The organism is Mycobacterium sp. NGS68, from assembly GCF_059812195.1.
Map to the genome: position 1 here is coordinate 69,911 of NZ_JCALCE010000007.1, position 13,077 is coordinate 82,987.

At 64.9% G+C, this 13,077-nt stretch carries 14 protein-coding genes; 6 read left to right on the top strand and 8 right to left on the bottom strand.

Annotated elements, in window-relative coordinates:
• Positions 1–19: 19 nt before the first annotated feature.
• The 5 genes from AC5Y5V_RS10275 to AC5Y5V_RS10295 all read right to left on the bottom strand — a co-directional run bounded on the left by AC5Y5V_RS10275 (position 20) and on the right by AC5Y5V_RS10295 (position 4,291).
• Positions 20–751, bottom strand: coding sequence for a hypothetical protein (locus tag AC5Y5V_RS10275; RefSeq protein WP_499933708.1), 732 nt, complete (start codon positions 749–751; stop codon positions 20–22).
• On the bottom strand, positions 748–876 hold the full coding sequence (locus AC5Y5V_RS10280) for a hypothetical protein (protein WP_499933710.1): 129 nt from the start codon (positions 874–876) through the stop codon (positions 748–750). The genes AC5Y5V_RS10275 and AC5Y5V_RS10280 overlap by 4 nt, the downstream gene beginning before the upstream one ends.
• 17 nt (positions 877–893) lie before the next feature.
• Positions 894–1,697 (bottom strand): CbbQ/NirQ/NorQ/GpvN family protein, encoded by an 804-nt coding sequence (locus tag AC5Y5V_RS10285; protein WP_499934187.1) that lies wholly within the window; start codon positions 1,695–1,697, stop codon positions 894–896.
• Between the two features lie 23 nt (positions 1,698–1,720).
• On the bottom strand, positions 1,721–3,250 hold the full coding sequence (locus AC5Y5V_RS10290; protein ID WP_499933712.1) for a nitric oxide reductase activation protein NorD: 1,530 nt from the start codon (positions 3,248–3,250) through the stop codon (positions 1,721–1,723).
• Positions 3,251–3,643: 393 nt separating this feature from the next.
• The gene (locus AC5Y5V_RS10295) at positions 3,644–4,291 is read right to left on the bottom strand and encodes a hypothetical protein (RefSeq protein ID WP_499934190.1); all 648 of its coding nucleotides are present in this window, start codon (positions 4,289–4,291) and stop codon (positions 3,644–3,646) included.
• Between the two features lie 499 nt (positions 4,292–4,790).
• On the opposite strand from AC5Y5V_RS10295, the gene AC5Y5V_RS10300 reads away from it, so the two are divergent.
• Positions 4,791–5,894: an NAD(P)H-dependent amine dehydrogenase family protein gene (locus AC5Y5V_RS10300; protein ID WP_499934193.1), complete on the top strand. Its 1,104-nt coding sequence runs from the start codon at positions 4,791–4,793 to the stop codon at positions 5,892–5,894.
• 10 nt (positions 5,895–5,904) lie between these two features.
• On the opposite strand, the gene AC5Y5V_RS10305 is transcribed toward AC5Y5V_RS10300, so the two are convergent.
• Positions 5,905–6,504 (bottom strand): TetR/AcrR family transcriptional regulator, encoded by a 600-nt coding sequence (locus AC5Y5V_RS10305; RefSeq protein ID WP_499933714.1) that lies wholly within the window; start codon positions 6,502–6,504, stop codon positions 5,905–5,907.
• A gap of 208 nt (positions 6,505–6,712) precedes the next feature.
• On the opposite strand from AC5Y5V_RS10305, the gene AC5Y5V_RS10310 reads away from it, so the two are divergent.
• From AC5Y5V_RS10310 to AC5Y5V_RS10320, 3 genes are read left to right on the top strand one after another with little or no spacing between them, the layout of a single operon-like run.
• Positions 6,713–7,501: an SDR family NAD(P)-dependent oxidoreductase gene (locus tag AC5Y5V_RS10310; RefSeq protein ID WP_499933718.1), complete on the top strand. Its 789-nt coding sequence runs from the start codon at positions 6,713–6,715 to the stop codon at positions 7,499–7,501.
• 28 nt (positions 7,502–7,529) lie between these two features.
• Positions 7,530–8,612, top strand: a complete 1,083-nt coding sequence (locus AC5Y5V_RS10315; protein WP_499933720.1) for an NAD(P)H-dependent amine dehydrogenase family protein — start codon at positions 7,530–7,532, stop codon at positions 8,610–8,612.
• Positions 8,597–9,433 (top strand): mycofactocin-coupled SDR family oxidoreductase, encoded by an 837-nt coding sequence (locus AC5Y5V_RS10320; RefSeq protein WP_499933722.1) that lies wholly within the window; start codon positions 8,597–8,599, stop codon positions 9,431–9,433. Before AC5Y5V_RS10315 ends, AC5Y5V_RS10320 begins: the two co-directional genes overlap by 16 nt.
• A 5-nt stretch (positions 9,434–9,438) precedes the next feature.
• Here AC5Y5V_RS10320 and AC5Y5V_RS10325 read toward each other — a convergent pair whose 3' ends face one another.
• Positions 9,439–10,068 (bottom strand): TetR/AcrR family transcriptional regulator, encoded by a 630-nt coding sequence (locus tag AC5Y5V_RS10325; RefSeq protein WP_499933724.1) that lies wholly within the window; start codon positions 10,066–10,068, stop codon positions 9,439–9,441.
• A 93-nt stretch (positions 10,069–10,161) separates the two neighbouring features.
• On the opposite strand from AC5Y5V_RS10325, the gene AC5Y5V_RS10330 reads away from it, so the two are divergent.
• Both AC5Y5V_RS10330 and AC5Y5V_RS10335 read left to right on the top strand, forming a co-directional pair.
• Positions 10,162–11,358: a cytochrome P450 gene (locus tag AC5Y5V_RS10330; RefSeq protein ID WP_499933728.1), complete on the top strand. Its 1,197-nt coding sequence runs from the start codon at positions 10,162–10,164 to the stop codon at positions 11,356–11,358.
• Positions 11,359–11,360: 2 nt separating this feature from the next.
• The gene (locus AC5Y5V_RS10335) at positions 11,361–12,335 is read left to right on the top strand and encodes an SDR family NAD(P)-dependent oxidoreductase (RefSeq protein ID WP_499933732.1); all 975 of its coding nucleotides are present in this window, start codon (positions 11,361–11,363) and stop codon (positions 12,333–12,335) included.
• Positions 12,336–12,353: 18 nt separating this feature from the next.
• On the opposite strand, the gene AC5Y5V_RS10340 is transcribed toward AC5Y5V_RS10335, so the two are convergent.
• Positions 12,354–13,043, bottom strand: a complete 690-nt coding sequence (locus tag AC5Y5V_RS10340; RefSeq protein ID WP_499933736.1) for a hypothetical protein — start codon at positions 13,041–13,043, stop codon at positions 12,354–12,356.
• Positions 13,044–13,077 lie beyond the last annotated feature (34 nt).

Below are 13,077 nucleotides of genomic sequence, written 5' to 3' on the forward strand. Positions count from 1 at the left end.
TGGTGCTCCTTAAAACTGTTCAGTCGGAGAAGATTTCGCGGTTGACCGTGTGCAGGTACGGGATCGCGAGGAAGGGGGTGATGTAGAAGATGTCGTAGAGCCACCAGCCAATGACCGGAAACACGACACCGGCGTAGCGCACGTCGGCGAACATGGTCATGTTGAACACGTAGGCCGACCAGATCACCACGCCCATCCAGCAGGTGACGACCATCCACTGATGGCCCCAACGCTTCATCTGCAGAAATCCGATCGCCGCGGCCACCCGCATGGAGAACACCGTGAGAATCAGCCCGGCCACGTAGGCCTTTTCGCCCGGTCCCGCGGAACCGCCGATCCAGAGCTCGTTGTAGTGCCAGAAGTAGCCGGCGTCGAACATGTTGCCCCAGCCGACCATCAGCACCCGGTTGATCAGCGTGTGGTTGGCCACCAGATCCAGGGCCCAGCCCAGGCTGTTGAGCATCCCGTCGATCAGGACCAGATAGCCGATCAGCGTGACGATCATCGGCCGGACGGACAGGCCCGCACGCAACGCTTGGCGCTGCAGCCATACCCCGCGCATGAAGATGGGAAAGCCGATCAGACCCGGTGCCCACATGCCCATCAACGCCGCGCCGACGATCATCCACTTGTCGGCACGACGCTGAGCTTGGCGAGATTCGTCGTGGTGATCCTCAAGGCTACCGGCGCTGCCCGTACCGGCAGCGGCGGCTCCGTTGCCCGAAAGGCGGTTGACCAAAGGGAGATTCAAAGGTCCCACCACCCGCGGGCGAACGACATGTAGAGCTGGATTCCGAACATCACCAGTAGATAGCCGTAGATGACTATCTGAAAGACGATGAGCGCCCGCTTGCGCTTTCGCTCCCGTTGGTCCATGCCCGCCTGCTCCTTTCCTAGGGCTGCCTTCTTGAGGTGTCTGTGGTTGCCAGCCGGGCGGCCGCAACTTCCCGCAAGCCATCGCTGATGGCGCCGTCGGTGCTGAGTGGCGCGAGGATGCAGGCGTCCGCAGCCTCGAGTTCTGTTGCGCCGGCGGCGATCAACAGCGCGGCGGTGACCAAGACCCGAGTGGACGGCGGCTCGAAATGAAACGCTTCGTCCGCGGTGCGGATGGCGATCGCGCACTGCACCAGCCTCATGGCGGTAGCCATTTCGACGCCCGCCTCGGCGACGATCACCTCGGCCTCACGCTCGATGGGCAGATAGTCCATCGGGAGCGTGACGAATCGCTGGCGGAACGAGGGCTTGAGTTCCTTGAGCGAGCTGCGGTACGCGGGGTTGTAGGAGCACACGAGCATGAATGTCTCTGGTGCGGTCACCACTTCGTTCGCCCGGTCCAGGTAGAGCGCGCGGCGGTGGTCGGTCAGCGAATGCAGCACGGCCAGCGAGTCGTGGCGCGCCTCGACGACCTCGTCCAGGTAGCAGATCGCACCGGCCTTGACCGCCCTGGTGAGCGGACCATCCGTCCACACGACGTCACCCCCGGTCACGATGAACCGGCCAACGAGATCCGACGTCGTCAGATCGTCGTGGCAGCTGATGGTGACGACTGGCCGTCGCAACAACGCTCCCATGTGCTCGACGAACCTGGTCTTCCCGCACCCTGTCGGGCCGGTGAGCATCACGGGAATGCGCTGTTGGAAGGCCAATTCGAACAGTTGGATCTCGTTACCGTTCGCGAAGTAGGTGCCGGTGTTCATCGCTCCCCCCGATTGGCCCTCGATCATGCGGCGACGAGCTCTCGATGGACGTGGGCCAGCACCCGCGGAAGTTCTTCGATGCGCCGGATGCGCTGGGATCGACGGGGCCCGAACACTTCCGGCAGCGGATCGACCCGAGTGGGTCCGACACCGACGTAATACATCGACACACCCGCGTCATTCGCCTCCTCGACGGCGTGTGCGGCGTCTGCCCAGGCGTAGCGGCCCTCGTACCCTTCATCGGAGATCAGGCCGTCGCCGATGACGATCAGCAGGCGCCGCTCGGATGGCTGTGCGAGCAGGCGGCTGGTCAAATGACGCAGTGGCGCACCGAGTCGCGTGTATCCGGCGGTCTGCAGTCCGAGGCCGCTCGGTCGCACGAGGCGGGGATCCTCGAAGTCCTTCAGGCAGCGGACCTCGACGCGGTGCCGGGTATTGCCGGTGAACACGAAGATGCCGTGGCGCTCGCGGGCGCGATTCATCGCGCGCGAAAGTGCATCGGCGCAGGCCAATTCGAGGCGGAAAATCCGGCCACCGTGCACTCCCAGCGACGAACTTCCGTCGAGAAGCAACGCGGTGGTGACGTCACGGCCGCTGGGCAGCAGTTCGCGGAAGAGACGTGGTTGGCTTGCCGCACCGGTCGCTGTGTCGATGTAGTGTTCCACGTACTGTTCGACATCCAGGTCGGAGCCGTCTTCGAGGCGGTTCTTCATTGCGCGATGCGTGTGCTCTTCAAACCACTTTCGAAGGTCCGCGGAGAGGGGCCCGGGTTGGCGGCTGCCGCCGATGTTTGCCCACTCCAGGACTGCGACGTGGTCTCGCAGGAAACTTTTCGTCCATGCGTTCCACTCGGGATACGGAATGCCAGGCCGGTGCTCGGGCGTGACGTCGAAGTCGTTGTCCTGCGGTCGGCTGGGCGGCGGGAGGTTGGGGTTGCGGACACCACCGTCGCCGCCGACGGGGACCGAGTATGGCCGGGGGAGACGCTTCTGCGTCGTCGTCCACGGCATCCTGCCGAAGCTGCGCCGCAATTTGTCGGCCACCGACCGCGGGTTCGTGTGGGCCGGCGGCAGGTTTCCCAACAACGGGTGCACGGTCAGGGTCTCTCCCGTGGCGGCCAATGCGACGGCCCTGTGGAGCATCTCGTTGGCGGCCATGTCGCCGGCTTGGGGGCGGACGTCCGGTAACACCCGCCGCAGCTCGGCTAGTAGGCCCGGCCAGCGCGACGCGATCCACCCGACGGCGACGCCGGCTTCAATGAGGGTGAGCGCCCGCAATTCCCGGGCGGAGAGCTCCGTCAGCCGGTACTCGGTGATTCGTTCCTTCGACGGCGAACACTGCAGGGCTACAGCACATGTCAGGGTTCTGCGGGTCCAGTCATGCGTCGCGGGGTAGGGGACGTGAACGAAGGTGAGCTTCGCGTTCAGACCGAAGGCGCGCCGGTCACCGGTCACGAGCCGAACGCCTTCGCGACGCTGCTCGCTCAGCGCGACCGCCGTGACGGCGCAACTTCTTTCCAGCGCCATCGCGCGGGCGTCGGAGATGTCAGCCATTGCCGCAGGCCCTCGGACGCCGACTGGCCGGTCCGCCCGCGGCGTTCAGAAGGTGCCGATGTTGGAGAAGAGCCAATACCAGAACCAGATGATCAGGCCGGTGCCGCCCCACGCGGCGACGTAACGAAGGATTTCCCAGAGATAACCCACGATCTGACCTCCTTGGTGCCGCACTGCCAATCGACTGGCGCCTGCGCGTGAGACGCGTCATCGTTCGCCTTCGGTCGTATCGCCACTGATTGCAGTCAACGTTAACGGCCGCAACGGATGCATGTCCAGGCCAAAATCCACATCGAAATACATTCCCGGGTAAGGGAATTGTTCTCGCGAGGGCTTCGGGGGGCGACACGCGCTCGGTGATAATGATCATCGAAGTAGCTCGTATGTCCGGATTCAGTCTGAGAAGATTTCGCGGTTGACGGTGTGCAGATAGGGGATCGCGAGGAACGGGGTGATGTAGAAGATGTCGTAGAGCCACCAGCCGACGACCGGCAACACAACGCCGGCGTAGCGCACGTCGGCGAACATGGTCATGTTGAAGACGTATCCGATCCAAATCACCACGCCCATCCAGCAGGTGATGACCATCCACTGGTGGCCCCAACGCTTCATCTGCAGGAAGCCGATGCCGGCGGCAATGCGCATCGTGAAGACCGTGAGGATAAGGCCCACCTCCCAGGCCTTTTCGCCGGGACCCGCCGCGCCGCCGACCCACAATTCGTTGTAGTGCCAGAAGTAGCCCGCGTCGAACATGTTGCCCCATCCGTTGAGCAGCACGCGCGCAAGGAGACTGTGGTTTGCCACCAGGTCAAGCGCCCATCCGACGGTGTTGATGGCGGCGTCGATGATGACGAGATAGCCGAGCAGTGTGACCAGCATCGGCCTCACCGAAAGCCCGTTGCGCTGAGCTCGGCGCAGTAACCGGACGCCCCACAGGAACAGCGGCAGTCCGAAGACGCCGACAGCCGCGGTCCCGATCAGAAAGCTGCCGGAGATGAGCCATTTGTCCGCTTGGCGCTGCGCACGCTGGGACTGCTCCATGTGCTCGTCGAACGTCCGCTCGGCTGGGGCAGCGCCTTCTTCCTTCGCGGCCGCGCCGAAAGGGCCGGCATTGCGCTGGTGCAGCTTCGGTAGGTTCACAAACCCTCCCCGTCACGGCGGCAAGTCACGTACGCCGTGGCACTATATCACTGACTAGGATCAGCATAGAACCCGCGACATCCAGCTCTGCCCACTTCCATGGTTTGCGAGAGGGGGCCTCGTAGCTCGCCGGAGACATGGCCAGACAGTATCGAGAACCTCCGCACTGCATGCGCAAAACGTTGTCCATCTGGACAGACGCGACAGCGGTGCGTTAGGCGGTGGTCACGGGTGAGGCTGCGCAGCGTGCGCACCGACCATGAAGAAGAGACTGACGTAAGTCAGCTTAAGGTCGTTGACACGGTATCGCGGCGGCACCTACGCTCAGCTGGCCTCCAGCCGCTCACGCAAAGGAGTAGCAATGACGCTCACCCATGAGACGCTCACCCATGAGACGACAGTGGCGGAAAAGTCGCCGGCCGAGCGGAAGTATCGCGTTATCCAGTGGGGCGTAGGCAACGTCGGCACGGTGGCGCTGCGTCATTTCGCGCATAATCCGGCCTACGAGCTGGTCGGAGTGCTGTGCTCCCGTCCCGAGAAGGTCGGCAAAGACGCCGGCGATCTTTGCGGTAAGGGACCAATCGGGGTGTTCGCAACCGACGACAAGGCGGCCATCGAGGCTCTCGATGCCGACTGCATCTTCTACGCGCCGTTGTGGTCGGATCCCGACGAAGTGTGCCGCCTGCTGCGCGGCGGGAAGAACGTGGTCGCATCGGGTGGCGCGTGGTGGTACCCGACCGAGCACAGTCAGGCAGATATCGACAGGATCCACGCCGCTTGCCTGGAAGGTGGTACTTCGTTCCACGCCGGTGGCATCAACCCCGGCTTTGCGGGCGACCTCCTGGTCCTGACGCTGGCCCGGATCGTCAGCCAGATCGACACTATCCACATCTACGAGGTCGTGAATTTCGGCAGGGACACCCTGAAATACCTGTTCGAGATGGGAATGGGAAGCGATCCCGCCGGATTCGAGGACGGCCCGAACCTGCTGGGAAACGCCTGGCCGTTGTTTGCGCAGTCGATGGCGATGATCGTCGAGCAGATGGGTGAAACGGTCGAAAGGTACACGACGGAGGTGGAACTCGGGGTGGCCACGCGGGACATCCCCTTCGAAGGAGGGGAGAGCAGCGACATGCCGGGCTTCAAGGGGGTGATCAAAGCGGGCACCGTCGCGCGCCAGCACCACAAGTGGACGTCGTGGGTTCAGGGCCGGCCGCTGATCGTCTTTCACGAGATCTACACGATGGACACCTACGACGCCATTGAGCCGCAGGAGAATTGGCCCCAGCATTACCATTACCGGATTGTGATCGAGGGTGACTCATCCACTGAACTCATCCTGCAAGGAGCTCAGGACCCAGGCGGCGGCTACGCGCTGCCCGGTTACACGTGGACCGCGATGGGCCCGGTCAACGCCATTCCCGCCGTCTGCGATGCGCCGCCGGGGTTCATGTCCCACAAAGAACTCGGACTCGTTCCGCTGCGGGGCGTGATACGGCCCTGACGCGGCTGGATCAGGGCTTCATGCTCCGCAACGTCCGGGTGACGAACTCCTCGAGCAGTGCGCGGCCAGTGGGCCAGTGATTGGTGGTGATTAACAGGGAGTACAGGCCGAGCAAGAAGAACACCGCACTGTTCATTGGAGCGACGTCAGGATCAATCTCGCCGCGTCCCTGAGCATTCGCGATCTCCTGTGCGACCAGGACGATGAGGGGATGGTCCCTTCCGTCTTCGACGGGGGGACGGGTCTGCGAGAAGTGCAGAGCGAGAAAGTCATTGAACAGCCGACCGCCCAGCCGGCGTTCCAGGCCCACCACCAGGCGCACGGCCTCATGCAGGGCCGCAGCGAGATCATGCTCGGACTTCAAGAATTGCGCGAACTGCCTTGCTATGCGGTCCTCTTCCCGGCGCTCCAACTCAAGCAGGACATGCTCTTTGGTGGGGAAGTGGAAGAAGAAGGTGCCATGGGCGACGCCCGCGGCAGCCACGATTGAACTGACGTCCGCCTCGGCCATCCCGGCCCTGGTGAATTCCGCGACCGCCGCACCCATCAAACGCTCTCGGGTCTGCAGGCGTTTTGCTTCCCGTGCAGACAGCCCGTCCGTCGCAGCCATGTTGTCCTCGCAGTTGACCTGACTTGCATCAGATCGTTGAGAATAGCTCACACTTGATAATCCAGGCTCACCAAAAACCTATGCAGCAGCGAGGGTATCACTGTTCGGCGCCCTGTCAGGGCCTCTGGCGGTGCGAATTTCATTGACTTTAGTCAGAAAGTATCCCTAGATTGAACCTCGGCCAATCATCTGGACCGAAGGAGCGCGCATGGCACTGGAGCAATTCCGCCTTGATGGGCAGGTTGCGATCGTCACCGGCGCCGGGCGCGGTGTGGGTGCGGGCATCGCGCGGGTGCTGGCAGAGGCCGGCGCCACGATCGTCGGGACCGCTCGCACCGAATCGGAAATCGTCGCCTCGATCAAGGGCATTGAGGACGCCGGCGGCAAGGGCCTGGCGCTGGTCGCGGATGCGATGAGTCGTGCGGACGGCGAGCGCGTCGTGAACACCGCCATGGAGCGCTTCGGCCGGATCGATATTCTGGTCAACAATGTCGGGGGTTCGACGTACGCGCGGTTCCTGGACATCACCGACGAGGACTTCCGGCACACCTTCGACTGGTGTGTGACATCGGCTTTCATCATGAGCCAGCTCGTGGCCCCCCACATGCTCAATGCCGGTCACGGTTCCATCATCAACATTTCTTCCGGTTCGGCACGATTCGGTATTCGAGCATTGACCGCCTATTGCGTCGCCAAGGGCGGTCTCGAGGCGCTCACGCGCGCCATGGCACAGGAGCTGGCGCCGAAAATTCGCGTCAACGCGATTGCCCTCGGTTCGTTCGCCACGGACGGCCTGCAAAGCAGTCTGAACTTGATGCCTGGATCGCTCGAGAAGATGCAGGAGGCAACGCCGCTGCATCGTCTGGGCGACGTCGAGGACCTCGGCCGGCTTGCGGTGTATCTGTGCACGCGCGACTGCTATGCCACCAACGCGACATTCCACGTCGACGGTGGCATCGACTCGAACAACTCCCCGCTGCCGATACCCGACTACTGACCTTGAATTGGCAAAGGAGGAGCGCGCGGTGCGCAGAGTGATTCAATTCTCGACAGGCAACGTGGGCCGGCATTCCCTGCGCGCGATCATCGGCCGGCCGGACCTTGAACTGGTCGGCGTGCACGCCGCCAGCGCTGAGAAAGTCGGTCGGGACGCCGCGCAGCTCTGCGGGCTGAACGAGCCGACCGGCGTGCTGGCCACCGACGATGTCGACGCCCTGGTAAGCCTCGGCGCGGACTGCGTCGTCTATACGTCTCAGGGCGAAACCCGGCCCATGGAGACGATCGAGCAGATGGCGAAATTCCTGGCGTCGGGAACCAATGTCGTCGCAACGTCGATGGTGTGGCTGGTGACACCGCACCACGCCGAAGATTGGCTGCGAGTGCCTCTGGAGCGCGCATGCGAGGCCGGCAACGCCTCGCTCTACGTCAACGGCATCGATCCCGGCTTCTCCGGCGATACGCTGGTGCACTCCGCGGTGAGCCTCACCACGCGGGTGTCGTCGATCACCGTGCAGGAGATCTTCGACTACGGGAACTACGATGATGCCGAGTTCACCGGTGCCGCAATGGGGTTCGGGACGACCGAGGATGCCGACCCGCCGATGTTGTTCCTGCCCGGGGTGATCGTGTCGATGTGGGGCGGTCAGGTCCGTAGCCTGGCGGACGGTCTCGACATAAAACTCGACGAAGTGCGGCAGCGCAGCGAACGCTGGTTCACCCCGGAGCGCATCGAGTGCACAATGATGACAGTCGAGCCGGGGCAGATGGCGGCGGTCCGGTTCGCCACCGAGGGTGTTCGTGACGGCAAACCGGTGATCACCCTCGAGCATGTCACCAGGCTCACTGAGGCCGCGGCTCCCGACTGGGAGTTCCCCCCGCAGGGGCATACCGGCGTGCACCGTGTCGTCGTGGAGGGCGAACCCAGGGTGGAGATCAACACGCACGTTTCCCATCCGGTGCTGGATTCCACCGACGCAGGATGTATTTCGACGGCGGCCCGGGTGGTCAATGCGATCGATTGGGTGTGCCGCGCACCAAAGGGACTGATCGCCGTTGAGGACATTCCCCAGTCCGCAATCATGCGGGGTCTGGTTTGGGAGGAGCACTGAACGGGGGGAAGCCAGCGGGGGGACGCGTTGCCGGCAAGCGCGTACTGATCTCCGGGGCCGCGCGAGGTCTGGGCCGCAGCCACGCGCTGCGCCTGGCGGAGGAAGGCGCGGATCTCATCCTGGTCGACATCTGCCAATCCCTGCCGCAGCTCGAATATCCGTTGGCGACCGAAGATGACCTGGATGAAACAGCACGGCTGGTAAGGGATTTCGGCCGTCGATGTGTGAGTTACGTTGCCGACGTCCGCGACGAGGAGCAATTGCGGACGGCGGTCGACGACGGCGTTGCCGAACTGGGCGGGTTGGATGGCGCCGTGGCCAACGCAGGTGTGCTGACGGTGGCGAGTTGGGACAAGACGACCGCCGACCAGTGGCGGACGGTGGTCGACGTCAATCTCATCGGGGTATGGAATACGTGCGCGGCGGCCATTCCGCACCTGCTCGAGCAGGGTGGTGGCAGCCTGGTCAACGTCAGCTCGGCCGGTGCCATCAAAGGCTTTCCGCTGCAGACGCCCTACACGGCTGCCAAGTACGGTGTCGTCGGCCTGACGCTGGCCCTGGCGAACGAACTGGCCGCGCAGAGCGTACGGGTCAATTCCGTGCTTCCCACCGGTGCGCACACCGGGATGATTCCGCCGTCCTTCGGAAACCTCTTGGGGCAGGAGAGATCCGACCTGATACCGATCTTCGTCAATGCCATGCCGACGCCCGCGGTGGACCCTGTCGACGTCAGCAATGCGGTGTTGTTCTTGATCTCGGACGAGTCGCGGTACGTGACGGGACTCCAGTTCAAGGTCGATGCCGGCGTGACCATCAACTGAACCGCCTACAGCGGCCAGCTATCCGGCTCGGAGGTGTAACGCAGAGCGGCGGCGGGCGGCAACGGCCGCCGTTCTTCGGTGGATATCGCGTCGATGATCAGGGCGACGTAGCGTCGCCAGCCGGCGCCGTCGGCATCCATCGTGGACAACACGCTGTAGAGCATGGCGATCAGGCGGGGGAGGTCGTCGGCGACCAGGTCGGCACGGATCCGGCCGACTCCCTGGCCCGCGCGCATGAGCTCCTCGAGCGCCACGTCGAGCGAGGCCGCGATGTCGGACGTCAGTGAGCCGGCCCGTTGCGCGGCGATCAGTAAGTTGTGTTCGCGGGCCCCCAGCGATATCGCCGCTTCGATCAGGTGGGTGACGCCGCGAAGTGGGTCATCGTCCCGGCGGGCACTCTCGATCGCCGGCGTGAGGTCCTCGGCGATGCTCTGGTCCAGCGCTGCCCGGACCAAATCCCCTTTGGTCGGAAACCGTCGGTAGAGGGTGCGCTCGCCGACGCCGGCGCGGCGCGCGACGGCCTCCATCGGCGCGTCGGGGCCCGTCTCGGCGTAGACAGCCCGCGCCGCGGACAGAATGCGCTCGACGTTGCGCGCCGCATCCGCCCGCAACGGCCGGTCTTCCACCGCGGTCATTGTGACAGCCTAACCGACAGTTGACTGCCAGTCAGGTGAGCCTTACGCTCGGACAACTGGCAGCTAACCAGCATTTAAAGCGAGAGGCCGCTGATGTCAATAACTTCCGACATCCCTGTGCTGCCCCTGACGCGGGCCGCGCACTGCCCGCTCGCCCCGCCGCCGGAATTCGCGGACTGGCGGGAGCAGCCCGGGCTGCGTCGGGCAATGTTCCAGGGCAATCCGATCTGGGTGGTCAGCCGCTACCAGGACATCAGGGCGGCGCTGGTCGACCCCCGCCTGTCCGCGAAGACCATTCCGGATGCCATCATGCCAACGGACGCGGACAACAAGGTCCCGGTGATGTTCGCGCGGACCGATGACCCGGAACATCATCGGCTGCGACGTATGATGACCGGCAATTTCACGTTCCGGCGTTGCGAGTCGATGCGGCCGCAGATCCAGGAAACGGTCGACCACTACCTCGGCCAGATGATCGACGGTGGCCCGCCGGCCGACCTGGTGCGTGAATTCGCCCTGCCCGTGCCGTCATTGGTGATCGCGCTGTTGCTGGGGGTGCCGCCGGAAGACCTCGGGCTCTTCCAGCATCACACCACCGTGGGGTTGGACCAGAGATCCACCGACGAGGAGAAGGGTCGGGCCTTTGGGGCGATGTACGCCTATATCGGGGAGTTGGTGGAGCGCAAGGAGCGCGAACCCGGCGACGACTTGATCAGCCACCTCATCACCGACTACGTGGCGACGGGCCAACTCGACCACGCCACCACGGCCATGAACAGCGTGATCATGATGCAGGCCGGCCACGAAACCACCGCCAACATGCTTTCGCTGGGAACGGTTGCGCTGCTGGAACATCCCGATGCGTTCGAGCGGCTGGGGCAAACCGACGACCCCGCGGTGATCGCGAATGTCGTCGAAGAGTTGATGCGTTACCTCAGCATCGTGCACAGCCAGGTCGATCGGGTGGCGACCGAAGACCTCACGATCGGTGGCCAGCTGATCCGCGCCGGGGAGTTCGTCATGATGAACCTGCCCGCCGGCAACTGGGACGCCGAATTCGTGGACAATCCCGAGGCGTTCGATATCAGCCGAAACACCCGGGGGCACTTGGGTTTCGGCTACGGCGTGCATCAGTGCATCGGAGCCAACCTGGCCCGCGTCGAGATGCAGGTCGCGTTCGCCACCCTGGCGCGCCGGCTGCCCGGGCTGCGACTGGCGGTGGCGCCCGGTGAGCTGAGCTTCAAACACGCCAACATCTATGGCATGAAAGAGCTTCCGGTCAGCTGGTGACGATGTCGACTGACGAGCTGCGCTTCGACGGCCAGGTCGCCGTGATCACCGGCGCGGGCCGCGGCCTCGGCAAGGAATACGCACTGCTGCTTGCGTCGCGCGGCGCCTGCGTCGTGGTCAACGACTGCGGTGGCTCGGTGGCCGGGGTCGGCCGCGACACCGCGGCGGCCGGCGCCGTCGTCGGCGAGATCCGCGCGTTGGGCGGCGAGGCCGTCGCCGACACCCACAGCGTGACCAGCCCCGCCGGCGCGCAGGCGATCGTCGACACGGCCCTGCGCACCTGGGGCCGGGTCGACATCTTGATCAACAACGCCGGAATCGTCGGCGACGCGCCTTTCGCGGACATGACCGCAGACCGGCTGGAACCGCTGCTCGACGTGCATTTGAAGGGTGCGTTCTATGTGGCGCGGCCCGCCTGGGAGGCGATGCGCGCCAACGGTTATGGCCGCATACTCAACACCTGCTCGGCCGCCGGGATTCTGGGCACGCCCAACATGAGCAACTACGGCGCGGCCAAGGCCGGGTTGATCGGCTTGACCCGCGTTCTGGCCGCCGAAGGCGCCGATCACGGCATCAAGGTCAACGCCATCGCCCCGATCGCCTATACGAGGATGCTGGAGAAATCGTTGGAGGCCGCCGGGCCACAGGACGACCCGGTGGCACAAGCGGTGCTGGACGAGCTTGTAGGCCAATACCTTCGGCGGCTCGACCCGGCACTGGTGGCGCCGGTCGCGGCTTTCCTGACGCATCGGGACTGTGCGGTCACCGGCGAGATTTACACGGTAGGCGCCGGGCATGTGGGTCGATTCTTCATCGGCAGGACAAAGGGCTTCTACAGCCCCACGCTGTCGGCCGAACAGGTGCGTGACCATCTCGACGAGATCCGCGCCGAACCCGGCTACTCCGTGCCCGCAGGAACCGCCGATGAGATGAGCGAGCTGTTCGCGACCGTCATGGGGAATCAGCCGGCGCCGTAAGGGCGTACACGCCGCCCGTCAGCAGCGGAACGCGACGCCGACGCCGTCCGGTGGCGGCGCCGACCGCAGGCAGCCGAATGGCTCGACGCCGGCGCTGGAGAACCGGGCGGCCGACTGGTGGGCGTAGTTCACGCAGATCACCCCGGCCGCGTCGGCCCGGCAGCGGAAATCGCCGAACTGCAGCGAGTCGCCGCTGGCCAGCGCGGTCCCGTCGCCGTACAGGAACGGTCCGGGGTCGCCGCGCGTCGCCCCGACCTGCAGGGTGCTGCCGTCGAAGTCGACCCAGCCGCCCTGCCAATCGCCGTAGGCCGTCGCGGGGCGGGGCGGGGGACTGGTCAGGGTGACCAGGCAGGCCAGCGCGCCGTTGGTGTGTTTGGAGTCCGTCATGCAGGGCCCGGCGGTCGAGGTGAACGCGATGTCGTTGCCGAGCTGGGTGGCGGCGCCGTCGCGGGTCGCGGTGTGATAGCGGCCGGGATCGGCCGGATGACCGGCCTCGATCCAGGTGATCACGTCGCCGATCGCGGCGCCGGCGGCCGGCGCGGCCGAAGGTGACGGCGGTTTGCTCGTCGGCGCCGCCGCCCCACTCGTCCCCCTGGAACCGGGGGTGCCGGTCGGCGCATGTCCCGAATGGTCCCCGCCCGTGTGTGAGCACCCGGCAACCAGCCCCGTGGTTAGGCAAGACGCTGCGATCAGCGCGGCAATCCGCATGCCGTCAGGCTAACCGCCGCGGACCGAATTGCGG